The sequence below is a fragment of the Runella defluvii genome (assembly GCF_014195535.1).
GTDB lineage: Bacteria > Bacteroidota > Bacteroidia > Cytophagales > Spirosomataceae > Runella > Runella defluvii.
This window is the reverse complement of sequence record NZ_JACIBY010000014.1, coordinates 2,501-27,731: the sequence shown is the minus strand read 5'-3', so window position 1 is coordinate 27,731 and position 25,231 is coordinate 2,501. Positions and strand designations below refer to the sequence as shown.

At 42.6% G+C, this 25,231-nt stretch carries 13 protein-coding genes; 5 read left to right on the top strand and 8 right to left on the bottom strand.

Going from position 1 to position 25,231, the window contains the following annotated elements; translation table 11 throughout:
• Nucleotides 1-560 precede the first annotated feature (560 nt).
• The 5 genes from FHS57_RS24870 to FHS57_RS24850 all read right to left on the bottom strand — a co-directional run bounded on the left by FHS57_RS24870 (nucleotide 561) and on the right by FHS57_RS24850 (nucleotide 11,420).
• A complete protein-coding gene (locus tag FHS57_RS24870; protein WP_183978450.1) occupies nucleotides 561-1,634 on the bottom strand; it encodes a toll/interleukin-1 receptor domain-containing protein in 1,074 nt (357 codons plus the stop codon).
• 3 nt (nucleotides 1,635-1,637) lie between these two features.
• Nucleotides 1,638-4,418, bottom strand: a complete 2,781-nt coding sequence (locus FHS57_RS24865) for a tetratricopeptide repeat protein (protein WP_183978448.1) — start codon at nucleotides 4,416-4,418, stop codon at nucleotides 1,638-1,640.
• A gap of 320 nt (nucleotides 4,419-4,738) precedes the next feature.
• A complete protein-coding gene (locus FHS57_RS24860; RefSeq protein WP_183978446.1) occupies nucleotides 4,739-5,482 on the bottom strand; it encodes a hypothetical protein in 744 nt (247 codons plus the stop codon).
• Nucleotides 5,479-8,472, bottom strand: coding sequence for a tetratricopeptide repeat protein (locus tag FHS57_RS24855; protein ID WP_183978444.1), 2,994 nt, complete (start codon nucleotides 8,470-8,472; stop codon nucleotides 5,479-5,481). Before FHS57_RS24855 ends, FHS57_RS24860 begins: the two co-directional genes overlap by 4 nt.
• Nucleotides 8,469-11,420: a potassium channel family protein gene (locus tag FHS57_RS24850; protein ID WP_183978442.1), complete on the bottom strand. Its 2,952-nt coding sequence runs from the start codon at nucleotides 11,418-11,420 to the stop codon at nucleotides 8,469-8,471. The genes FHS57_RS24855 and FHS57_RS24850 overlap by 4 nt, the downstream gene beginning before the upstream one ends.
• 173 nt (nucleotides 11,421-11,593) lie before the next feature.
• Between FHS57_RS24850 and FHS57_RS24845 the strand changes: the two genes are divergently transcribed.
• The 4 genes from FHS57_RS24845 to FHS57_RS24830 all read left to right on the top strand — a co-directional run bounded on the left by FHS57_RS24845 (nucleotide 11,594) and on the right by FHS57_RS24830 (nucleotide 16,244).
• Entirely contained in the window at nucleotides 11,594-13,405 is a 1,812-nt protein-coding gene (locus FHS57_RS24845; RefSeq protein WP_183978441.1) for an ADP-ribosylation factor-like protein, read from the top strand.
• Complete coding sequence (locus FHS57_RS24840) at nucleotides 13,390-14,469, top strand: hypothetical protein (protein ID WP_445508836.1); 1,080 nt, start codon at nucleotides 13,390-13,392, stop codon at nucleotides 14,467-14,469. Before FHS57_RS24845 ends, FHS57_RS24840 begins: the two co-directional genes overlap by 16 nt.
• Before the next feature lie 214 nt (nucleotides 14,470-14,683).
• A complete protein-coding gene (locus tag FHS57_RS24835) occupies nucleotides 14,684-14,995 on the top strand; it encodes a helix-turn-helix domain-containing protein (RefSeq protein WP_183978438.1) in 312 nt (103 codons plus the stop codon).
• A complete protein-coding gene (locus FHS57_RS24830) occupies nucleotides 14,982-16,244 on the top strand; it encodes a type II toxin-antitoxin system HipA family toxin (RefSeq protein WP_183978436.1) in 1,263 nt (420 codons plus the stop codon). The genes FHS57_RS24835 and FHS57_RS24830 overlap by 14 nt, the downstream gene beginning before the upstream one ends.
• Here the strand turns inward: FHS57_RS24830 and FHS57_RS24825 are convergent.
• From FHS57_RS24825 to FHS57_RS24815, 3 genes are read right to left on the bottom strand one after another with little or no spacing between them, the layout of a single operon-like run.
• Nucleotides 16,237-19,440: a WD40 repeat domain-containing protein gene (locus tag FHS57_RS24825; protein WP_183978434.1), complete on the bottom strand. Its 3,204-nt coding sequence runs from the start codon at nucleotides 19,438-19,440 to the stop codon at nucleotides 16,237-16,239. The two genes, FHS57_RS24830 and FHS57_RS24825, sit on opposite strands and share 8 nt — an antisense overlap.
• Before the next feature lies 1 nt (nucleotide 19,441).
• Nucleotides 19,442-21,166 carry an nSTAND1 domain-containing NTPase gene (locus FHS57_RS24820; protein WP_183978432.1) on the bottom strand — a complete coding sequence of 575 codons (1,725 nt, stop codon included), beginning with the start codon at nucleotides 21,164-21,166 and terminating at the stop codon, nucleotides 19,442-19,444.
• A 1-nt stretch (nucleotide 21,167) separates the two neighbouring features.
• Nucleotides 21,168-22,547 carry a toll/interleukin-1 receptor domain-containing protein gene (locus tag FHS57_RS24815; protein WP_183978430.1) on the bottom strand — a complete coding sequence of 460 codons (1,380 nt, stop codon included), beginning with the start codon at nucleotides 22,545-22,547 and terminating at the stop codon, nucleotides 21,168-21,170.
• A gap of 370 nt (nucleotides 22,548-22,917) precedes the next feature.
• Here FHS57_RS24815 and FHS57_RS24810 point away from each other — a divergent pair.
• The coding region (locus FHS57_RS24810; protein WP_183978428.1) for a tetratricopeptide repeat protein at nucleotides 22,918-25,231 on the top strand (2,314 nt) is incomplete at its 3' end.

Below are 25,231 nucleotides of genomic sequence, written 5' to 3'. Positions count from 1 at the left end.
TTAAACTATTTAATTTAGACAAGGGAGATATATCTCGAATTCGACTACTACCTAAAATCAGGCTTTTTAGATTAGTTAAATTTACCAAAGGAGATAAATCATAAATTTGTGAACAAAATAATTCTAAATTGGTCAAATTGGTCAAATAAGATAGTGCATTCAAATCTAAAATCTGTTGACTAAACAATTCTAAATTCATTAAGTTAGTCAAATCAGATAGAGCAAATATGTTTCTAATATGACAACTACCTAAATTTAATCTTTTCAAAGATTTTAAATTAGATAAGCAAGATATATTGATGATACGGTTATTATAACTTAAATTTAAATTTGTTAAATTAGTCAAACGATATAAGAGCGATAAATCGCTAATTAGATTATTACTTAAATTTAGGCTTGTCAAATGCACACACTCATTCAACTCAGGCACTTCTTTCTCTAAATCACTCAACCCTAAGCCAGACAAATCCAACTCAGTCTCCTGATTTTCAAGGCATTTTCTAATACGGCGTTTGGCTGCTTCGATGTTGCTCATGGGTAGGGTGAGTTATGAGGTACAATCACTTGATTCTTCTCAACGTATAAATAGCTTCGTTGGAGTTTGGGAAATAATTACTTGAATCTTGGTAGGTGTCTTTGGGTTCAAAACCTGATTTAGAGAAGCGTAAACGGTACTGCTCTTTTTGCATCTTGGGGGGCAATACCACATTGAATACCCCTTGGGCATCGGTGGTGAGGGTGGTATCGGTGTCAATTTGGATGCTCACAAAAGGAATGGCCATGGCACTGCCTTCTTGCCGTACTTGCCCCCTGAAAACGCCCAAACTGCCGTTGGGAACAATAGTCAAACGAACCGATTTGTTGAGTTCGATGCTGTCTTGCTGGGTTTTCCAGTAGGGGTTGTCTAAACGTATGGCCACTTTCTCGCCTTTGGTGGTGTAGGGCAGTTGCTTGAAAATCACTTCGCCATTGGCCAATACTTGGCTTTCTTTTACTTCATTATTGACTACCACAGCGAGCTTGCCCCCTTGGAAAGCAGGGTACGCTCGGTTGATTTGGACAGTGGCGGATGGTTGGAGAATGACGGTGGCATCGTAGGGCTGGACGTAATAAAAAGCAAAAACAGCCCCCAACAACAGCAGCAAACCGCCAATGACCCAACGTAGCACTTTATTTTCTCGCTCGGCGGGAAAGGGATTTTTGGGGGCTTGCTTGGCGGGCGTGTTGGGCTGCCGAACGTAATTGTAAACGATGGGAAAGTTCTTTTCGTTGTACGGAATGACCTCATAATTGGCCAAACTGGGCGGTACCTCTTCCAAATTGAGGGTACTGGTAGCTACCGTGAGCAGATTACCCGAGGTTTTGCCCGACCGCTTACGATTGAGAAAAAACAACCACTCCGCCTCCACCCAAGACGATTGGATATTGGCGGCTGAACTCCCCACCACGACCATGTGCGTGCTATTGACCAACGCCTCATCAATGGCTTTGATGTAATCGGCATTGCCAAGTTCTTTAAGCGTATTATCCGACTCAAAAACCGTTAAACCCTGCGCCGTGAGGTACTCATACAGCTTTTGGGCGTAGGGTGCATCGGCACTTTTGCGGGAGATGAAGACGTCAATTTTTTGCATGGGTTATTTCTTTAAAAGCTCTCTAATTTTTGAAACATCTGGATGCATGATACCTGCTTTTTCAAGTTCTTCTAAATCTGCCAAGAAGGTCTCTTTGTAGGTGGTTTTGTTGTAGGGTTTGTCTTTGAGGGCGAGATAGATTTTCTCGGCCTCAGTGTAGTTGCCTTGAAAGAGTAAGGCCAAAGCCAAGTTGGTATTAGCCCATTCGATTTCAGCATCATAATCTTCTGTTTTTTTGAAAGTAGTAGGGTTGAGGGCTTCGTTGGCCGATTGCTCGGCTGCTTTGAATTGCTTCTCAAAAAGTTGATAAAATGATAAACTCCCAAAACTACGCCCCAATTCATTTGCAAATTTTGGATAACCATTATTTGCCAAGTGTCTATACTTTTCTATGATTTCAATTCTAATTTTTATTTTCTCTGAATATAGCCCAGCTTTACTTAATTGTTTTTCTAAATCATTAATTGGAGAGAGTATTTTAAAGTCTTTATAATAATCCTCCAAGTCTATAATATATTTCATCAACATTTTTGCTAATGGAATATCTGAATATTTCAATAATATCTTTTTGGCATTACTTAGATAAACGTCTATTTGTTTTTGATTTACCTCTTGATAGTTGACTTTTTGAAGTGAGCCTATGGAAAGAACGCTCCGACAAAATTTAATTTCATAAACAGTGGGATTGGTTTTGACCAGTCTTTCATAGATTTCCAATGCCTTGGTCGATGCTTTCAATGCCTCCGAATACTCATTGTTAGCTTGGTATAAAATCCCCAAATTATTTTGCGTATCGGCCATATAAGGCTCATATACAGCGGGATTGGTTTTAGCAAATCGTTCATAGATTTCCAATGATTTAGTTAATGCTTTCAATGATTCCAAATACTCATTATTAGCTTGATATAAAGCTCCTAAATTATTTTGGATCATTGCCATATAAGGCTCATAGGCAGCGGGATTGGTTTTGGCAAATCGTTCATAGATTTCCAGGGCTTTGTTGTAAGCCTTCAACGCCTTCGAATACTCATTGTTAGCTTGATATAAAATCCCTAAACTATTTTGCATGTCGGCCACATTAGGCTCATATACAGTGAGATTGGTTTTAGCAAATCGTTCATAGATTTCCAATGCTTTGTTGTAAGCCTTCAACGCCTCCGAATACTCATTCTTAGCTTGAGATAAAATCCCTAAATTTCTTTGGATCATTGCCATATAAGGCTCATAGGCTGCAGAATTGATTTTGGTAAATTGTTCATAGATTTTCAGGGCTTTGTTGTAAGCCTTCAATGCCTCCGAATACTCATTGTTAGCTTGATATAAAATCCCTAAACTATTTTGCGTGTCGGCCACATTAGGCTCATAGACAGCAGGATTGATTTTGGCAAACCGTTCATAGATCTCCAAGGCTTTGTAGTAAGCCTTCAACGCCTCTGAATACTCATTATTAGCTTGATATAAAGCTCCTAAATTATTTTGGATCATTGCCGCATTAGGCTCATAGGCAGCGGGATTGGTTTTGGCAAATCGTTCATAGATTTTCAGGGCTTTGTAGTAAGCCTTAAACGCCTCCGAATACTCATTGTTAGCTTGATATAAAATCCCTAAACTATTTTGCGTGTCGGCCACATTAGGCTCATAGACAGTGGGATTGGTTTTGGCAAACCGTTCATAGATCTCCAAGGCTTTGTTGTAAGCCTTCAATGCCTCCGAATACTCATTGTTAGCTTGATACAAAATCCCGAAGTTTCTTTGGATGACTGCCACATTAGGCTCATAGACAGCGGGATTGGTTTTGGCAAACCGTTCATAAATTTCCAAGGCTTTATTATAAGCTTTGAATGCCTCCGAATACTCATTGTTAGATTTATACAGACCTCCTAAACTATTCTCAGTCATGGCCAGACCGGGTTCATGGATAGCGGGATTGGTTTTGGCAAATCGTTTATGGATTTCCAAAGATTTTTTGTAAGCTTTCAACGCCTCCGAATACTCATTGTTATCTTGATATAAAATTCCCAAATTGTTTTGGATGACTGCTACATTAGGCTCATAGACAGCGGGATTGATTTTGACTAAGCGTTCATAGATTTCCAAGGCTTTATTGTAGGCCCTCAACGCCTCCGAATACCTATTATTAGTTTGATACAAAACTCCTAAATTGTTTTGAATTAAAGCTAGACTGGGTTCAGTCTTAGCAAATCGTAAAGCCCTTTGGTAATAGAGAATGGCTTTGTCATGCTGGTTTTGTTTTTGAAGAAAATAGGCAAAATAAAAGGTATTATCATAGTTACTGCTATCCGCCTCCACCGCAATCTCATAAGTCCTCTCTGCTTTATCAAACTGAAAATCTTGGGCGTAAAGGTCGGCTTGGAACATCAATTTGCTGATTTGCTGCTGTATCACATCTTCAGCTTTTGCTATTTCTTCATCTGCTAATTGGGTGTTTTCTTGTATCTTTTTTTGCTCTAATTTTACCTTTTGGATGTTTTCTCGGTAGTTTTCTCCTTCCAATAGTTTGATAGCTTCCTCAACTTTGTTTTCTTCAAACAGCTTAAATGCTTTGCGTTGGAGAGCGGTTACATCGTCCAAATTCATCATACTGTATCTGTCAGCGAGTTCTTTGGTAAATTCAAGATTCGCTCTAAAATCTTTCTCCAATTTTTCTGCTTTGGCTTCCCAACCGGCAGTGCTACGGTTGAGTTTTGCTAACTCTCTTTCGTATTTTGCAGTGATGTATTTCTCTGAAATTCCATAATATTTAACTCGGTTTTGGGCAACCAAGCCTGCCTTGCACATGATGATTTTGAAGGGTGCTACCTGTTTTTTAGGGATTTTGGTCATCATTTCTTTGAAATTGACTACCTCAAACCCATCCTTTTGTGCTTGAATCGAAACCTCATCACCAAAGTTTTTACCTTGAAACCTAAGATTAAAATTGCCTTTGGAGTCGCTTTGAATAGGGTTTGCAAATTCAGCTTTTACGTTTGCCAACGCAATAGGCTTTTTGCCACTATTTTGTTCAGTGATGATGCCCTTAAATTGTATCTGAGCGATGGTTTTGAAGTTGCTCAACAAGCAAAAAATCAATAGTGCCTTTTTCATTATTGTTTGTTTTTGAGGGTTGAGTCTGCTTTCAGGATGGGTTTGATTCTTTCTTCTTGGCGGATGGTCGAGTCTTTATTTTTCTGCCATTTCTGCTTGGCTTCTTTGGCTTTGCGGATGAGTGCCTCCGAGTCCACACTTTCTAAGAGGGCAATGGCTTCTTTGATTTTGCCTTCTTGGTACAAATCAAATGCCTGTTTTTCGATGGCACTCACATCATCAAAGTTCACTCGGCTGTATCGTTCTGCCAACTCGTTAGCTTGTGAAAGAAGAAATTCTTTGTCTTTCTCTAATTTCTGTACTTTTTCTTGCCAGTGCTGATTTTCTTGTTTGGCTTTTGTGATTTCTTCCTCAAAGCGTTTTGTGATGTAGTTGACCGAAACATTGTAATACTTGATTCGATTTTGATTGATAGTACCCGCCTTACAAAGCACAATTTTAAGGGGACGAACGGTATAATTTGAAGCAATGACGGTTTGTAGTTCTTTTTCATTGACTACTTCCCAACCCTCTTTTTGCACGCTAACACCGATATTGTCGCCCGCAAAGAGACTTTGAAAAGTTAGGATGAATCGTCCATCAGTGGCAGAAAGCGTTACGTTTGCCCTATTAGCTGAAATCCTAACCTCAGCAACGGGTTTAGAACCGCTGCTTTGCTCTACCACGATTCCGTTGAGCTTGTTATTTTGAGCCCAACAAATATTGGTGCAAATAAGTAGGATGAATACCGTTATCTTTCTCATTTCTTTAACAATTCTCTAATTTTTGATACATCTGGATGAGTAATACCTGCCTTTTCAAGCTCATCTAAATCTGCCAAGAAGGTTTCCTTATAGGTAGCTTTTTTGTAGGGCTTGTCTTTGAGGACAAGATAGATATTCTCTGCCTCGGTGTATTTACTTTGAAAGAGTAAGGCTAAAGCCAGATTAGTATTTGCCCATTCTATTTTAGAATCATAATCTTCGGTTTTTTTGAAAGTAGTGGGATTGATAGCTTCTTTTTCCGACTGTTCTGCTGCTTTGAATTGCTTCTCCAAGAGTTGATACCAAGCTAAATTACTCAAATTACTCCCCAACTCATTGGCAAATTGTGGTTGTCCGTTGGTTACCAAATACCGATATCTCTCAATGATTTGCTCTTGTATTTTGATTTTTTCAGTATTTGAGATTTCTTTTTGTAGCTGATTTTGTAATACCTGAATAGGTAAAAGTAATTCTACATTTTTAAAATAACCATCCAAATCATTCACATACTCCATCAGCGTTTTGACAAGGGGAATATCAGGATATTTGGACAGTATCTGCTTGGCTTTCTTCAAATACCCATTGATTTGTACTTGCCGCATCGTTTGATAATCTGCTTTTTGAAGCAAACCTAATAGGACAATACTTCTGCAAAGTTCTATTTCATGCGCCTCGGGATTGGTTTTGGCCAGACGTTCTCTGATTTCCAAGGCTTTGGAGTAGGCACTCAAGGCCGATGGATAATCATTTTTAGCCTTGAACAAACTCCCTAAATTGTTTTGAGTCATCGCCACAGAGGGCTCGTAGGAAGCAGGGTTGGTTTTGGCTAAGCGTTCATAGATTTCCAAGGCTCTCGAGTAAGCTTGCAAGGCCAAGGCGTACTCATTTTTAGCTTGATACAAAATCCCCAAATTGTTTTGAGTAGTAGCCACAGCAGGCTCGTAGGTATCAGGATTGGTTTTGGCCAGACGTTCTCTGATTTCCAAGGCTCTCAAGTAGGCTTTCAAGGCCAAGGGGTACTCATTTTTAACTTGATACAAAATCCCCAAATTGTTTTGAGTCATAGCGACAGAAGGTTCGTAAGAAGCAGGATTAGTTTTGGCTAAGCGTTCTCTGATTTCCAAAGCTCTCGTGTAGGCTTGCAAGGCCAATGAGTACTCATTTTTTGCTTGATACAAACTCCCTAAATTGTTTTGAGTAGTAGCCACAGAGGACTCGTAGGAATCAGGATTGGTTTTGGCTAAGCGTTCGTAGATTTCTAATGCTTTTGAGTAGGCTTTCAAGGCCAAGGCGTACTCATTTTTAGCTTGATACAAAATCCCCAAATTGTTTTGAGTCATAGCCACAGAGGGCTCGTAGGAAGCAGGATTGGTTTTGGCTAAGCGTTCATAGATTTCCAAGGCTCTCGAGTAGGCTTTCAAGGCCAAGGCGTACTCATTTTTAGCTTGATACAAAATCCCCAAATTGTTTTGAGTCATAGCCACAGAAGGTTCGTAAGAAGCAGGATTAGTTTTGGCTAAGCGCTCTCTGATTTCCAAAGCTCTCGTGTAGGCTTGCAAGGCCAATGAGTACTCATTTTTAGCTTTGAACAAATTCCCCAAATTGTTTTGAGTCATCGCCACATCAGGCTCGTAGGTAACAGGATTGGTTTTGGCCAGACGTTCATAGATTTCCAAAGCCGTCGAGTAGGCATTCAAAGCCAGGGGGAACTCATTTTTAGCTTGATACAAATTCCCCAAATTGTTTTGAGTAGTAGCTACAAAAGGCTCGTAGGAAGCAGGATTAGTTTTGGCTAAGCGTTCTCTGATTTCCAAAGCTCTCGTGTAGGCTTGCAAGGCCAATGAGTACTCATTTTTATCTTTGAACAAATTCCCCAAATTGTTTTGGGTAGTAGCCACATCAGGCTCGTAGGAAGCAGGATTGGTTTTGGCCAGACGTTCATAGATTCCCAAGGCCGTCGTGTAGGCTTTCAAAGCCAGGGGGAACTCATTTTTATCATTATACAAAATCCCCAAATTGTTTTGGGTCATCGCCACATCAGGCTCGGTTTTGGCTAATTGTAAAGCCCTTTGGTAATACCGAATGGCTTTGTCATGCTGGTTTTGCTTGTCAAGAAAATAGGCAAATTCAAAGGTATTATCAAAATTGGTGGTGTCTCTTGATACCAAAAACTCTAATTTGTTCTCTGCCGTTTTAAAATCAAAAGATTGTTGTGCTTCCAAAGCTTCACGCTTTAGGTTTCGCTCATGAAAAGCCACTTCTTCGATTTTAGCTTTATCAATACTATCTAATTTCGTTTTTTCATTTTTTATTTTTGCTCTTTCACTCAAGGCTTTCAGGTAGTTCTTCTCGCTTTCAAAACTCGCTCTTAATTTTCTACTCTCTTCGTACTTACCTTCGTCAAAGAGTTTGTAGGCTTCTTTTTCCTTTTCATTCAAATCGTCTAAGTTGGTATTTGAATATTCCTCAGCCAGTTTATCCAACTGACTCTGTAATCGTTGTAATTCTATTTGCAAATCAGCAATCAGTTTTTCATGTCCTTCCTTTTGTTGGTCAATGGCTTTTAATTTTTTCTCATAAATCGCCATGATATTTCTCTCAATGTCTTTCCTGATTCTATTTTTGTTGGCTTCATACACCGATTGAAGGCACATGACAATCTTTAACTTGTTATTTTTGGGGTCCTCTGGCAAGTTTAAGTTGAGTTTTTCTTTGTTGATCACAATCCAATTCTCCTTAAAAACATCAATCGTTACATTTCTCCCAGGTTTTGCTCCCTGAAAAGTCAAATTGAACTCACCATCAGAAGTCGTAACAGTTTGATTGGCAAACATGCTTTTTACTTCAACATTACCAACGGGTTCGTTACCGCTATTCTGTCTGGTTACGTAGCCCACGAGTTGTTGGGCCATCAGGTAGGAAGGAAAACAAACACCCATGAGTACAAACCAAAGGTGAGTAAGGCGGAGGGTTGGGCTAAGTGTGTTCATGGTCTAACATCATTAAACAAATACTCAAAAAAATACCTTATCCCCACTGCTTGCGTGTGGTCTTTGTTGCGTTCGTCGTCGGGGAGTTGGTCAAAGGGCATTAAAAAATGGTGTAATTTTTGGGTTTTTAGGGTTTGTTTTTGGCTTTTCCAGAGGGTTTTGTCGGCAAATGGCAACCAACCCAAGGTCAGTTTTTCGGCGTTCCAGCGGCGGTGTTCGAGTTCGCCAAGAAGTTCGAGTTCGTTGTCTCCCCAAGCGGATGCCGTAAGCGCCAATGGATTTTGATTCATCTGTCGGAACTTCACCCAGGCGTGGTCGGCGGCTTGGATGTTCGATTCGCGCTCGTCTTCGGTGATGCTGTTCCAAAGCTCGTTCATCCACAAAACACTCGGGTCTTCGCCACCGTTTTGGCGGGCTGTTTTTATAAAATCATTCAGCCGTTGCAACAACAAATGCGTTTTTTCAATCATCTGGTCGTTGTACGATGGCCACTCCTGTTCCTTCAATTCTTCATCAATTTCCGTTACACAGTCGGCCAACCAACTCACTTGAGGAAGTTCAAACACCTGCTTGTCGTTGTAAAGGCAAGCGTAGAGCATCGCCAATCGCTTGGCTACTTGGTTCATGGCCTCATTGCGGATAGATTGAATGGCACATTCCTGCAAGAAATTTCCAAAACAAAACACGGGCAAGTAGGAAGCCAGGGCGTTGAGTTGGGTTTCGACGTAGGCTTCTTCTTCTTCGTCGGGGAAGTTGTAGAAGCAAAACGCCTGCACGTCGGTTTGGATGGGTTGGTGCTGTTTGAGCCACTGGATTCGTGGAAGCAGCATTCCCAACATACTCGCCGAGGCAATGCCCGAGTCCAAGCAGGCGTAGAGGCTCACCGCCCGATGGGGTTGGATGAGTTGGTACAGCGAAAAAACGGGGTTTCTCAGGTCGCTTTCGGCAGGTGGCAACACCTCAAACGAGATGGGTGATTCTCCCGCAGGCAAGTGATTGAAAAAGGTGTAAGATTGGGCTTCTTGGTGGGGCAGATTCTCGTCAAAAATACCTTGGTTTCTAAACAATTCAGGGTGTTCTGTTTTGAACGCTTCCACCAACGGCTGCTCTTCGGTTGAGTAATAAACCTTGATGGAGAGGTATTTAGGGGCAGGGTAGTGCCCCAAACGCAAACAGGTGAGCGCAATCTCGCGGGCCAGTTTTCCAAAACCCAACAGAATAACCTGCGCCACTGTTTGGCCGTATGCAAACCGATCAATCGGATAACGCGTTAACAAGCGACGGGCCGTATTTTCGTACACGCTAAACGTCCGAATCTGTTCGTTGCGACGAGCCAGTTGATGCAAAAGTCCACGCAGGCGCAGGTCGTGCAAGTGAACGTAGCGTTCTTGATTTTTCACTACCGTACGGTTCATCCACTCGTCCATTTCTTGGGCTGTTCGGAAGTTCTCTTCGTCATTTTCACTCATCAAATAAACTTCGGCGGCTTTATGAAAATGGGTTTTGAGCAAATCTACGGACGAACTCGCATCGCCTTTCAAGTACCATACCCGTCGGTTTTTGAGGAGTTTCTCTACGAGCGGATGAGCACCTTCATCGAGCATTACCACACGCTGTCCACGTTTTTCCACGTCCAAGACAACGTCCAAGGCTTTTTCTCCGTTGCCAACCACCACCGTAAAAGGGGTATTGGTGAGGCGACGAAGAAATTTACGGAACACAAAAAATTGAATACGGCTGAACCCTTCTTTGCCTGCGGCAAACGAAAATGCTAAGATAAAGGCGTAGCCCGCCAAAAAGCCTCCTAAAATTCGGGCTAATTCTAAGGTCTTTGTAATATTTGAACCTTCGGAAAATATGGAGGAGTTGAGCGTGATGAGGTTTGCCGCAGAAAAAAAGGCGTTGCCAATCGAGGTTTTGTCGTTTTTGAAACCGATATACCCCGCAGTAATGACAATGACGGCGAGTAACGTGGGATAAACAAACTGCAACAGCAACGGACGAGCGTAATCCATTGCATGATATATCCTCCATGCGCCTCCGTAGAGCAGCGCTAAAAATCCCAGTGGAATGAGGTCGTTTACGTCAAAACCTTTGACAAAATCAACGATTATCAATAATCCAAATAGTACAGTTCCCAACACAAGCCACACCTTGTGATGCTGCCAAAACCGCGTTACTTTTTTGTGCCATCGAAGTGTATGATTGGGCAATACCGTCGTCACCCATTCAAAGGCCCCCGCCATTGGTAAGTGCAACTGCGTTTGGGCAAACCGACGACCAATTGGAAAGTGATTTTGCTGCCGTGGAACAACCAGTTGATGCAAGGTTTGGGGCTGTTGGGGGCGATTGATTTTTTTCCCATCCAAGCCTTTGCCCTTGACCCACATCCGAACGATGTCGGAGGTGCCGCCCAAACCACCACCGTCCACGCCGTCCCAAAGGGCAATAAGGTGGTCGCAGTGCTCCGCCAAAAAGCGTCCCAATTGAACAAATTGTTTATGGTGTTCTTCGGTGGTGAAGCTCCGCTGAGAATCATAGTAGAGCTGTACTCGTTCGTTGTGTTGGTTGGCTTGGGTAAAGTAGTCGAAAGCGGCTTCCTTTGCTGAAAGTGCGGGGTCATTGGGTGATTGAATCTCAAAAGTGTATTTTTTGAGTTCGTCGTCAGGCAACGTTTTCACCACTACCAATTTGTCGTTTTCCGTCAAACACTGCGCTACCCATTGGTCGGCACCAGGGGCAAGGGCGGAGCAGAGGAGTAGTTTTTTATTGAGGTGTTTCTTTCTCAGGTCATTTAACTTTTGTTTTACCAACCCCTTTATTTTTGCCCTATCCTGCGGGCGCAAATCACGGTGTCCCGTTACGCCTACTATGAGCCAGTGAGGGTTGCCAACGTACTTTTTTTGAAAGTTTTCTGGGGTTAAATAAGAGATTGGTTGAGCAGTCATAGAGTTGAGTAACGAAAGAGATGTTAGGTAATCAAAAATAGAAGATTGTCAGAAAGTAACCTCTTTTTTTAGGAGAAATTTATCAAGTGGTGGTGGGTATCTATTGAAGTAGTTACATTTCTTAATGATTTTGTAAATTGTGGCCTTGTTATAATCTCAACGTAAGCAAATACATGGATTCCGAACGTTCAATGCGTCTCAGCCAAGCGGCTCGAATACTTAATAGAAATCATTCAGCGGTTGCAAGTATTTTGGCCGCTAAAGGGTACAAAGTGGACAACAATCCTAATACGAGGTTAAATGGCGAACAACTTGATTTTTTGGCAAGAGAATTCAAGGTGGATGCATTATTGGGAAGTGCTACCCCCAAACAAGAAGAAGTAGCCGTGCCTCAATCTAAGTCTGACGATAGCCCTGTTTTATACTTTCGTACGCCGCAAACTGCTGCACAGACAGGTAGTGAAGACTCACCCGTAGGGCTAAAAGTAGTTGGTAAGATTGAATTGGATTCGGAATCAAAGAGTGTTTTTAAACCTACCCCAACTCCAGCCTCTACACCTATCCCTCAAAAAACGCCCAACGAACTGGCGTTAGAGCGAATAAAAGAATTTCTAAAAACAGACCAAACTTCACTCAATCTTTCAGACCTTGGGTTAGAGTCTATCCCTGCGGAGCTCAAGTCGTTGAAGAAAATCAAAAAACTCAGTTTGGCTAACAACCGACTTAAAACCATAGAAAATATCCCTGATTCTGTCATTGAGCTTGATTTGAGTAACAACCTACTTTCAAATACGCAAGGACTTTCAAAGCAAGTTGTCTTCCTGAAGCTAAATGGCAATCGGCTAAGCGACATTGAGCATTTACCCAACAGCATCCAGCAATTAGAGGTAAATCACAATGACATTCATCAAGTTTCCACCTTTCCTAAAAGCCTCAAATACCTAAAAATCAATCATAATCAGCTTGAGAATATCCAACTGCCTGCTACGTTGGAAAGCTTAGCTATTTGCCATAATAAGCTTACTCAAGTACCCGAATTTCCAAAAAAACTAAAGGAACTCTACTTGTATGGGAATCCTATCTCTGGTATTCAGCCCGATATTTTAGGAGAAAATGAAAACACAAATTGCCTTCGTACTATCAAGAACTATTTGGCTGAATTGGGTCGTAGGAGTGAACCCAATCGCAATATCAAATTGGTATTGGTCGGAAACAGCAACGTGGGCAAAAGCAGTCTGCTTCGGGCATTGAAAGACCTGCCACACGACCCTGCTATTAGTTCAACCCACGCGATACAGTTAGATAAAATCGAATGGCTGGACGAACCCCAACCAGTTCATTTGCACGTGTGGGATTTGGGCGGCCAAGAAATTTACTACGGTACTCACCCCATTTTTATGAGGTCGCCTGCGGTTCAATTAGTGGTTTTTGACGCTGAGACGGAGAAAGCGGCCACTGCCCCCGACCGTTTTAAAGAGGAGGAAACGGTCAGAAATCTCAAAGTACCTTTCTACCTGAGTCGTATTGAAGAGTTAAGTCCCCAAAGCAAAATTCTGGTTGCGGAAAACAAGTCAAGCAACATAGTTTCTCCTTTTGACAATTCATGGGGTTTCCAAACTTTGAAAGTAAATGCCCAAGACCGAATTTATACTCATACGCTAAAAGCGCTTATCCGAGATACGGCGACCCAAATGTCGATTTATGGCTATCCCGTGCCCTATTATTGGGAACGAGTACGGACGTTTTTGAGGGAAAGCACCTCAAAAACCATTACCAAAGAGCGTTTTTATGAAATCTGTCGGCGCGAAAATGTACTGGAAGAAGGGTACAACGATTTGCTTGAGCACCTCCACAATACAGGGACATTGTACTACCGTGAAAATTGGGCAATGACATCATCGTGGACCAAATTTGGGCATTGGAGGCCATCTATAAAGTATTTGACCGAAGAAGCATTTTTTACGAAGAAATGCGTTCACAATTGAACGGAAAATGTACCGTACATACTCTTTTTAAAGATTTTGACAAAACAGACACGACTTACACCATCGAAGAAAAATGGATGTTTTTGAAATTTATGCACAGTTGCGGCTTATGTTTTCCACTGAAAGCCAATCCTTCTGACCCTGATACACTCTATACGTACTATGTATTCCCTGAGTTTTTAACTTCGACAAAACCACTATTAGTTCGCTCTTGGTTTAGATCTCAAAGAGTTATTGTATTTCAAAAGCAATTTGAATTTTTACCCTATTATCCTTTACATACCTTTATCAGTAAGTTCGGTACCAAAACCACTTACGATTGCTTTTGGCGCAGTGGAATTTTGATTTATACAGATGTCGAAGAGTTAGAGGGCTTCTGCATCGAAGCTGATTTTGAAAAACATACCCTCACCTTGACGTTAGATGAAAGCATCGCATCAGAATGGTACGAGGCCATTGTTTCTTCGATTATTGTTCACGGCGACAAGCAAAACGCTGAGTGGCAACTCATTTCGGGTAAAATGCAGAACCATGAATCCCCATTTGAGGATACGATGCCAAAATCAACGAGTGATTTAGAAAATTTACCCGATGTCGCTCAAAAAGTACCGCCCCCCATTCATCGCAAGAAGAAAATAGTAATTTCATACGCGAAGGAAGATATTGGTGCCTTAAAGATGTTAGAAATTTATTTTAAGGGTTACTCCAACGAGTTTGATTATTGGTCTGATCAAAACCAAGATAATAAATCGGGATGGAAGGAGACCATCAAGTATGAGTTTGAACATGCTGATGGGTATATTTTACTTATCAGCCCACATTATATGATGGTGGATAAGAAAATCATTCACGAAAAGGAAATCCCGACCATCTTAAAGCGTCAAAAGGAGAAATCTGTTCCCGTTATCAATTTATTCGTTGGAGCATTTACGTTGACAAGTAGCCATGACGTTTCGGTGTTCAACTCATTTAATAAAGGTGAGGTAATGCCTGCGGAGGAAAGTAAAGCTCAGGATTTTATCAATCGTTTTATGAGGGATGAGATTTTAAGGAAATTTATTTAGGGGCTTTCGGAGAACTATATCTGTAATATATTTAACTTGGATATTGGCATATTAAATAAAAAAAGAGATGGTAACCGACGTATTTATAGGCTCTTTTTTACTTATTCCTACAAATGCATACCCAAGATAGGAAGCGTAATAAAACGCGCTAATTCAACAATAATGTTTTATTTTAAAGACATTATTGTTATTTTTGTTTGCTATATCAAACATTATGCTTTTTCCAAACCAACAAAAAATACTGGAACAGTTGGGGGAAGACCTCAAATTGGCACGGCTTCGGCGGCGGCTTAGTACCGAGCAGGTAGCCGAACGAGCGGGCATAAGTCGCTCTACGCTTTGGCAAATTGAGAAAGGCATCCCATCGGTGTCTATGGGGGCTTATCTGCAAGTACTCTTTGTGTTGGGTTTTGACAAAAACCTGCTCCAATTAGCCAACGACGACGTACTGGGACGTAAGCTTCAAGACGCTGAGATTTTGACGAAAAAACGCGCACCGAAAAAACCTTCTCATGAGCGAACGTAAAATCTATGTTTACGCCCATTGGCATCCCTTACCCACGCCAACGCTTATGGGCTATCTCTACGCCACACAGCTACGGGGGGAGGAAATCTTTGCGTTTGAGTACGATAAATCATGGCTTAAAACCCAAACCCAACTGCTCGACCCCGACCTGTACTCTTTTTCAGGCCGTCAGTACCTCAACGATACCAAACCTAATTTTGGGTTGTTTACCGATTCCTCCCCTGACCGTTGGGGGCGCTTACTTATGCGCCGCCGAGAAGCCGCTATGGCGCGTCAGGAACAGCGAAAACCACAGGCGCTCTACGAAACAGACTATTTGCTTGGCGTATATGATCGGCATCGAATGGGAGCATTGCGCTTTGCATTAGAACTTGACGGGCCATTCCTGCATGACAATCAAGCCATGGCTGCGCCGCCTTTTACATCGCTGCGCGAGCTCGAACAGGCAAGTCTCCGCCTCGAATCAGAAGATAGCCCCAACGACCCTGACTACCTCAAATGGCTCAATATGCTGATGGCACCTGGCTCGTCGCTTGGCGGAGCGCGGCCCAAAGCCAGTGTCATAGACCCACAGCAGCATCTATGGATAGCGAAATTTCCAAGTACGCATGACGACCGAGACGTGGGCGCGTGGGAATTGGTAGTGCATCGGTTGGCGCAAAAGGCGGGCATTAACGTAGCTGACGCTTTTGCGGAGCGTTATCATAGCCGCCATCACACGTTCATTACCAAGCGTTTTGACCGCATTGGAACAGCGCGGATTCATTTTGCTTCGGCCATGACGCTGCTGGGCTATACTGACGGCAACGACCACCAAGACGGCGTAAGCTACCTCCAATTGGCGGAGTTTATCAGTCGCCACGGGGTAAATGTAGAAGAAAATTTGGCCGCGCTCTGGCGGCGTATCGTTTTCAATTTGGTCGTATCCAACACCGACGACCACCTCCGCAACCACGGCTTTTTGCTGACACCGCATGGCTGGACACTCTCCCCCGCCTACGACCTCAATCCCAATGAAAACGGAACAGGCTTAAAACTCAATATTAACGAAACCGAAAACGCCCTTGACGTAGAACTGGCCTTAGAAGTTGCCCCTTTCTTTCGACTTGCACTCCCAACAGCACGGAATATCGTTGAGGAGGTCAAACAAGCCGTGAAGCAGTGGGAGCAGGTAGCCACTGAGGTAGGTATTGGCCGCAATGAACAAGAACGACTCCGCTCGGCTTTTCTATGGAATAGCACTACTTAACCCCATACTTCTCCTTCACCTCCTCCGACAACGGCCCTAAGTACTCATCGCCAAAGACTTTCATCCATTCTACTATCTCCTCGTAGGTATAATCTAACGGCTCGCCATCGCCGTAGCTGAAAAAGTTGCCCCGCTGCGTTTGGAGGTCCATTTTGAGGATGGCCTTTCCCACCACCACAAAGAGATAGCGGTTGTCTATAATTTCAATTTGTTTGGGCTTTGTATTGACCCAAAGGGTTTGAATAGGTTTGCCAGTGGCGAGTTCGTAGGTGATGACTTTGTGATTAGAAACAGTGGTAATGTATTGACTATTTTGAGAAAACTTTGCTAATCCTATATCTTTATCCTTTGGTAGGAAATTATATGGTTTTTTTGTGCCGAGATTAAAAATTTTATTGGTGCCATCTAATTTTTCTATCAACATCCATTGACTGTCTGGCGAAAAATAAGTCATTATGATTTTATTTTCGTTCTTTAAAAAGTCTGGAATAGTATTAAATTTACCATTCTCCAATACACCTCCCCAGTCCTTGGTCAAATACACCCACTTACTATCATTCGAAAAAAAACAATAGTCTACTTCAAAACCAAGTTTATACAAATCCGTCAGTGAGAAATTCTCAATTTCTAAAGTTGAATCATATTTGGCAATTACCAAAAAAGTTGTATTTTTATTATATTGAAGTGTTGTATCGAATAGTATTTTTTTAAAGAAGTCTTCCCAATCTTGTTTTTGAATCATAGTTTTTCGTCCATCAGGTTTAAAAACGATGGTTTTGTTACCATCGGGTTGAAAAGAGATGAACCAAGTAAGGGTATCTTTTTTGCTTCGTGACTCTTCTTGTAAAAGTTGAGGCGTTTGCCCTGTCTCTATATCGTAAATGAGACCTGTGCCATCTTTTATTTGAACTAATAGCCATTGATTATCAGGTAAAAATTCAATATTTTCGATATTTTTGCCGATATTATAAGTTCCTATTATTTTGCCATCTTTGATTTGTCTTATTCTGATTGTATCGTTGATATAACTAAAAAACAATTGACTATTGGGTGCAAAGCCCATCAAATCAACTTTTTCATTTTTGGGAATTATATTATATTTCAATTCAGTTTCCAAATTAAAAATCTCTAAAACACCATATAATGTTCGGATTCCTAACCACTTTTTGTCATTTGAAGCAGAATAACCAAATATACTTTTAAATTTCAGGAATGAAGGAACAAATCCATTACTTATATTATTAAAATTAACATCAGTAAGGCCACTTGTAACTATCCATTTGTTGAACAATACACCAACATATGAATTAACCATTGAAACGTTTTCCTGTTCAATAAACTTTGAAATCGAATTTGTTTCCAAATTAAGAATCCTTAAAGTTTTATCTTGACAGAATAACAGCTGCTCTTTGCTGTTTGAAAAAAAAACAGGTTCTGCATCCAGCAGGTAGGTGTTAAATTCTTTTTTATCACAATCTAAAATTAAATATTTGTTTTCATCATTATAATGGGTAAATATTGAGACCCATCTTCCATTTTGAGAGAATTTTATCTCAGGCCAATCATCATATCTATCAAGCCCATGCAATTCAATCCTTCCTATACCATTTCTCTTTTTGGGTGGTTCAATTTCATAGATTGACTTTGAATCATAAATAGCCACAATTCCTTTTTCATTTTTTGTAATCAATAAATCACTATTGGGCGACCATCTAATGTCTTGTATTTTATCTTTAAAGTAGAAAGGCAAGTATTTTCCTGATAAAAGTTCATATATTTTGGGTAATTTATCTTTACCAAGTAATGCTAAGTGTTGATTATCAGGCGAAAATATAGCCTTTGAAACATTGTTTGTAATTATTGATAGAATCCCATATTCTAAGTTATCTGTTTTGTAAACTTCACTTCCAATGTTTGACTGGATAAAAATGAGCTTGCCGTCAGTTGAAAATTTTACAAACTCAATAGCATAATTTGCGGATAAAAGCATCTCTTGCCCTGTACTTAATTCATATATTTTGAATAAACTATCCTTTTCTGTAGTAACTATCCACTTGCTGTCAGGCGAAAATTCTATACTGTTATATGTAGGGTCTGACCCAATATTCAATTCTTCACCAGAATTTAAACTTACTATTTTGAATTTATTTTTTTCAACCTTAATGGATAACCATTTTCCATCAGGAGAAAATTCTACATTGGTAAACATTGAGTCTGGCCCGATAACCAATTCTTTACCAGAATTTAAACTTACTATTTTGAATTTATTTTTTTCAACCTCAATGGATAACCATTTTCCATCAGGAGAAAAGTCAATAGATTTGATTTCGGTATATGCATCAAAGTCAACATTTTTAAGCCAAGTAGAGGTATTAAAAACGAAAAAAGTGCCATCTCGATGATCAATAAGTAACCATTTTTCATCAGGTGAGAAAGTAGTAAATTTCCGTCCTCTCTTTGTTTGAAGAGTTGTGAAACATTCCCATTTTTCGGTTGAGTAGATATCAATAATGGTATCTTTTTCTGCGATAAACCATTGGCTATTTTGAGAAAAATCAGTGTCGCTAATTGTCTCTGAAAAGCGCCTCAATAAACTCTTTTTAAGTAAATTATAGACAGTAAATGCTTCATTATTACGCAAAACTAACCATTTACTATCTGGCGATACTTGAGGTGTCACATATTCGTCAAAAGGTATGCTATGTGTTTCTTGAAACTGTGTAGTATTACTTTGGTTAAATAAAGAAAGAGTTTTTGCTTTAATCAGATTTAAGGTTTTGGTACTTGTTTGTTTCTTTGCTGCAGCTTCCAACATGCGCATTGCATTCTTAGGCACAAATTTGTCAGCCTCAGAAGCCCAATAAAGTGCAGTGGCATCATTCGTTTTTTCTTGGGCTATTCGGGATTGCCTTTGCGCTTCGATAGTAGACTTCTGTGCCAAATCCCGTTGCTTTTCGGCTTCTTCTTTTTTCTTTTCGATGTCGTCAAATACCCCTGCAATCAGTTTGTCTATTTCGGTGCTTTTGGTAGGGGCACAGAGTTTGGCGGCGTTGTATTTGTTGAGGGCGGGGCGGTATTGACCTTTAGCACGGAGTTCGTTACCTTCTTTAAGCAAGCGGGGGTAGTCGGGGCAGTTTTGGGCGTGGCTACTGCTTACCCAACCCAAATACAGCATGAAATACACAAGGGTCTTCATATCAGGGTTGTTTTAGGCGTTGTTTACATTCATCTATTTGTTTGTCAATTTTCTTGGCTAATTCTGCTTCCACATCCTTTGTAAAAGAAATGGTTGTAGTTCCTTTTGAAGAGGCTACATCGGTGGCTAAAAAAAGTTTGGCCTGTTGGGCAGCTTGCTGGGCTAAGTGGTATTCTTGGTATTCGAGGTATTGGCTGGCTTTGGTATAAAATTCGAGGGCTTTTTGGTAGCTAAACGCCCGTAGGTTGGCCTGGGCAGCTTGCAGCGCGGCATCGGCAGTTGCTTTGGCTTTTATTGAGCTGCGCCAAAAATACCCCGCCACCGCCGCTACCACCAAGGCCACCGCTGCCACCGCCCACGCCACGCGCCCACGGGCGCGGATGGTTTGGTTGAGGGTGTCTAATTGGTCGGCGCGTTGTTTTTCAGCTTGCAGTTGGCGGTTTTGTTCTTGTTCGAGTTGGCGTTGGCGGGCAGCGGCCTCGACGGCCAAACGCTCCTGCGCCACCTGCTGTATGGGTTCTACGAGCGTATCGTGGCTAATCTCGTAGAGCAAACGGCCTGCCGCGTCGCGCTCGGTGCGAAGCAGGGTACTGTTTTCGAGGGTTTGGAGCAGGGCTTCACTGATGCCAAACTCTTGGCGGATGTAGGCTTCGGAGAGCGGGTTGCGGAGTTGGCCCGAGATGAGTTTTTCTTCGATAAGCTGCTGCGCATTGTCACGGTCGGCGGGGGCAAGTGTTTGGAGTATATCCTCGTAGTAATTTTGGATAATATCTTTTACGGGGCCGAGGTCATTGGCCGTGATGTAGGTTTTCCCCTGCGCCAGTACTAATTTGCTTTCGGTGTGCCGTCCCACAATTTGCAGAACGGAAGTGGCTTCTACCTGCCCATTTTTGAGGATACTGTCGAGTATTGCCTCTATGGCTTCGGGGGCGTAGTCAAAAGGCGGGCTATCGTAGTCGGTAGCGGGCAAGGCGGCGGGTTGGGTCAAGGCCGCTTCGGCTTGGTCGGCGCGGAGGGGCATCAACTCATAGCAATGCTGCAAAATGGCAGGGTGGCGGTCGGTGAGTTGGTTGAGCAACGCCAAGCGGTCGGTCCGTATCGAAAAGACGATTTTGAGGTCGGGTTTTTGATAGAGAAAATCGTGGAAGGCCACGTCCAATTGTTTGGTTTTGCTGAGTTCTGCCAAACGCCGCCGATACTTCAGGGGAATCGGACTGTAGAGTGCCTCTGCCAACTCCTCCGAAAATGTCGATATGGCTTCGGGTGAGTAGGTAAAAAGCTCTTCAAATTGGTCAAAGAGCAGGATTAACCCTTTGTTAGAATGTAGGTTTTGCCACGTTTTGAGCCAATGCCAAAGCGAATTGTCATCGTTGGTCAATTGACTTACGGGAGAGGGAAGAGATATATCGAGTTCGTTTTGTAGGCGAATTTTTAGGGTATCAATGGGGTGTAAGCCCGTGTCGGCTTCTTGAGTAGAACGATTGGTAAAACGTATCGTCAGCGGATGATAAGCCGAATCGTCCAACAACTTCGGAATGATGCCCGCATTGAGGAGTGAACTTTTGCCAAAACCACTCTTGGCATAGAGCACAACCACTTGTTTGACATACACCAAGCGGAACAGTTCTTCCGTTTCACGCTCGCGGCCAAAGAACGCCTCTCTTTCTTCGGTATTGAAAGGTTTTACGCCAGGATAACGATTTCGTGGGGTGCTTCTTTCCTGCATCTCAGATGGCGTTTAAGATTTCGTTCATTCCTGCATCAAAATCGCCCATATCAACGCTCTTACAGCCTTGAAGATGCTCAAAAAGTTCGGGCAGTTTGCGGGCATAATCCCGCCAAAGGCTTTCTTCACGGTTCAAATCACGCACATCGTCCAGCGGGTCTTTCTGAATTCGCTCCTGCTTGAACGTGTTGATTTCCAGAATTTTTCGGCTGGCGTATTGCTTTATCTCATCCACGATGCCTTTGTCCAAAAATCGTTTGTCCAAATGACACGGCAGCAATCGGATGCCTTTTTCTAAGCAGAGGGTCAGTTCTCTACCCACATAAGGCGAACGAAGACTATGTTCTGACAACACCGCTATCACACAGTTCATTTCCGCCACGCGTTCCATAAACTGCTGGATTCTATCTCCCGCAGTCATAGAGTGGTCGTCCATGATTACTTTTATCCCTGAGCGTTTCCCCAATGCCTTCACCAACTGATCTACGGTATCTTTATCTTGATGGCTGTACGATACAAATACCTGGTATGAGCGAGCGGATTGAGGTTTGCGTAAAATGCCCCCTTCCGTACATTGCTGCCGAAGTTCGTCCAAGAAATCTAATGGGGCAGAGGGGTAAAAATCAAGCTCAAGTCGCCTTGCTATGAACGTACACGCGTCTCGATTTTGCCCTGAATGTAACAGGGAGTATTTGAGCGGCCTTTTATTTTCGTTATCCTCCAAAAATACCCGTAGGAGCACTTGCATGTACCATTTTTCGAAGTGTACTCCTAAAAATACAAAACTCTTAGCCCGTTTAAGGGCATCGGCCAACGCGACGGGTAGCGGTCTTGTGCCGAGTATTCCCTGTAAATAGGCAAAGAGGTGGTCAAAGGTAACGACGGTATCGTGGTAGTCGAGCGTACCCAAAATATTGTAAACCAATGGGGCGTCTTTGGTAGGTTTAGCCACAGCGATGGGAGCCTCTTTTACGGGATAATACCCAAATTGGGCATTGGGCTGCACAGTTTTGATGGCATTGTACAAGCGTGTATCGGGAAGTAAGGAAATGACCAAATGAAAGGGAAGCTGAGCCAATTGAGCAAAAGGTGCGTCAAACTCTGTACGTGTAGCGTAAAAGTCTTCTAAAAAATTGAAAAGGTCGGTATCGTAGCCGTTGGGTTGGAGTTGGAGCAATTCTTCGTGCTCAAACATGTACTGCGTTTCTAAATCTACCTGTTCGTTGTAATCGCTGTCTTGTTGAATCGCCTCGCACAGCAACTGAAATAAGGTGCGGTCGTTATCGTATTGTACCAAATCAGGCCCAATGACTAGCACACATTGTTCGTTACGGATTTCCGACAAAAGAGCTTTCCAACGAATACGGCTTTTCCAATTCATTCCAACAATACAAGGTTGAGTTTACGACTTAAAAATACATTTTTTTCTTCCTTATTCACTTTTGCTATCATTATTTCTAAAAATAAAGTACTTACCCGTTTGCCACGGAGTAACTTTTTTGAATTTGTCTGTCCGCCCGAGGTGCTCTTCACGAGCGATTGGGACGAATCGGCGGTTGGATTGTCCAAAAACTATACAACAAACTTTTGCTAATTATTTGCTGGAGGTGTTTCTAACGGCGCTAATTGAATTAATAGGGCGGTAATCGCCAGCGTGGCAAAAAAAACACGGTTAAACGAAAAAAATAACTCGAAACTAGGCGATTCGTTTCCAAATTACTCGTATTTTTCGAGACACTTTTCCTAACCTTATGAAAATCAGAACCTACCGCATCTTTTTGGCTTCGTCTTTTCGCCTAGAGGCTGAACGCCAAGCTTTTCGTAATGAAATCGGCCGCATCAATGATTTATTTGCAAAAAAAGACACCCATCTCCAATTAGACATTTGGGAAAAATTCGATGCCGCCAATGACCCAGTTCGAAAACAAGATTTTTACAACAATCATATTCAAGAGGCTGATATTTTCGTCATCTTGTATTGGGGCGAATTGGGGGCTTTTACTACGGAAGAATATCAATTGGCTCAGCAATTGTTCCAAAAAAAAGGCAAACCACGTATCTACATATTTAAGAAAAAGGGGGATGTTTCCTTTGAACTACGAGATGAAAACGTAGCGATTTTAGATGATTTAGAGGCTATTTGGTATGCAAAAGACAAAGCCCAATGGCCTTGGGAATTTGAACACCCTACTGATTTTGTCAAAAAACTATCTGATGATATTCTTGGTTTGTTTGACAATCCAGAAGTTTCAGGATTTAGTCATCCAATCTTTCATCCCGCCAAACTCCTCAGCCCCAATGCCGTGAGCGAGCCTTCAGTTTTTTTAGGGCGGGAAGACGAGCTACGTACCATCCGTGAAAAACTCGACCGAGGCGGACGCCTCATGCTCATCAACGCCGAAGGGGGCATTGGCAAAACCACCCTTGCCGCCAAGTACTGGCACGATAGCCTCCACCACTACAAGCACAACGCCTGGCTGTTTTGCGAGGGCGGTATCATCAACGCCCTCAAGGACTTGGCTCCTAAGCTCAACCTCGACTTGGCGGGCATGGACGAAGCCCAGCAAGTGGCAGCCCTCAAACAGGCTCTCTCGGAACTGCACGATGATTTTTTGCTCGTGCTCGACAACGCCAACGACGAAAACGAAATCAAAGCCTTTCGGCAGCATTTTGACGGCTTTCACTGGCACATATTGCTCACCAGCCGCTGTGCGGGTGTACTCGACCCCAAGCAAGAGCTGCCCATCTCGCACCTGCCGCCGCCCTTGGCCAAAGCGCTCTTTGAAAGCTACTACCGAGAAGAAAGCCCTGAGTTTGATGCCCTGCTCGACCGCCTCCTGCGGGCCTTACAGTACCATACCCTCTCGGTAGAGCTATTTGCAAAAACTATGAAGCAACTCAGCGAAAGGGGCCTCAGCTTTGCGGCCTTTGTACAAGAACTCGAAACCCAAGGGCTCACACTTGGTAAAAAGAGCTTTAGCATCGTGACCGACTACACTACCAATACCCATATTGAGGCCATTAACAGCGACCAAATACTCGACCGCTTTTATGACTTTGCCAAACTAAGCGAAGACGAACGCCACTGGCTTGTGAACATGGCCTTGCTACCTGCCGAGGAATACAACTTCCTTTTTTTGTGTGCTTTATTTGGTCAAGACAGCATGGAGTTTAGTACCCTACACGACTTAGCTCGCAAGGGTTGGCTTAGTAAAACCGAGGCTAATTTTAAGATTAACCCCGTGATACAGGCCATTGCCCTGCGTAAAAACCAACCCACCCTCGCCACCGACAGCGAAACGCTCTTGACCCGCCTCAATGCCCTTTTGGCCAACGACGGTAGTGTGTTTTTACACCTACGTCTCCCCCAGGCCGAGCCTTTGGTGCGACCCATTGCCCACCTGACGAAATGCTTGGCGGCCTATCCAAGTAGAGCATTAACATTTTGTAGTTACTGTGCCGCCCTTTACTACCGCTCCGTGGGCGACCCCGTGGCCGAACTACAAAGCTACCTCAATTACCAAGGACTCATCCAAGCCTTGCGTCAAGCCAACCCCAACAACCCAGACTTTGAGCGTGAACTGGCCCTCAGTCATAGCTTGTTGGGCGATTTCTATTTGCGCTTGGGAGATGCCAAAAAAGCCGAAGAAAATTATAGCGAAGGCTTACGAATCAACAGAAAGCTGGCCTCTTTGGATGAGCAGAATTCTCGTTGGCAGCAGGATTTGGCCACGTCTTTGAGCAAAATGGGCGATTTCTATTTGAGATTGGGTGAGGCCAAAAAAGCCGAAGAAAATTATAGCGAAGCACTGGCAAGACGCAGAAAGCTGGCCTCTTTGGATGAGCAGAATTCTCGTTGGCAGCAGGATTTGGCCACGTCTTTGAGCAAAATGGGCGATTTCTATTTGAGATTGGGTGAGGCCAAAAAAGCCGAAGAAAATTATAGCGAAGATTTGAAAATAAGCCGAAAGCTGGCCTCTTTGGATGAGCAGAATACAAGTTGGCAGCAGGATTTGGCCACGTCTTTGAGCAAAATGGGCGATTTCTATTTGAGATTGGGTGAGG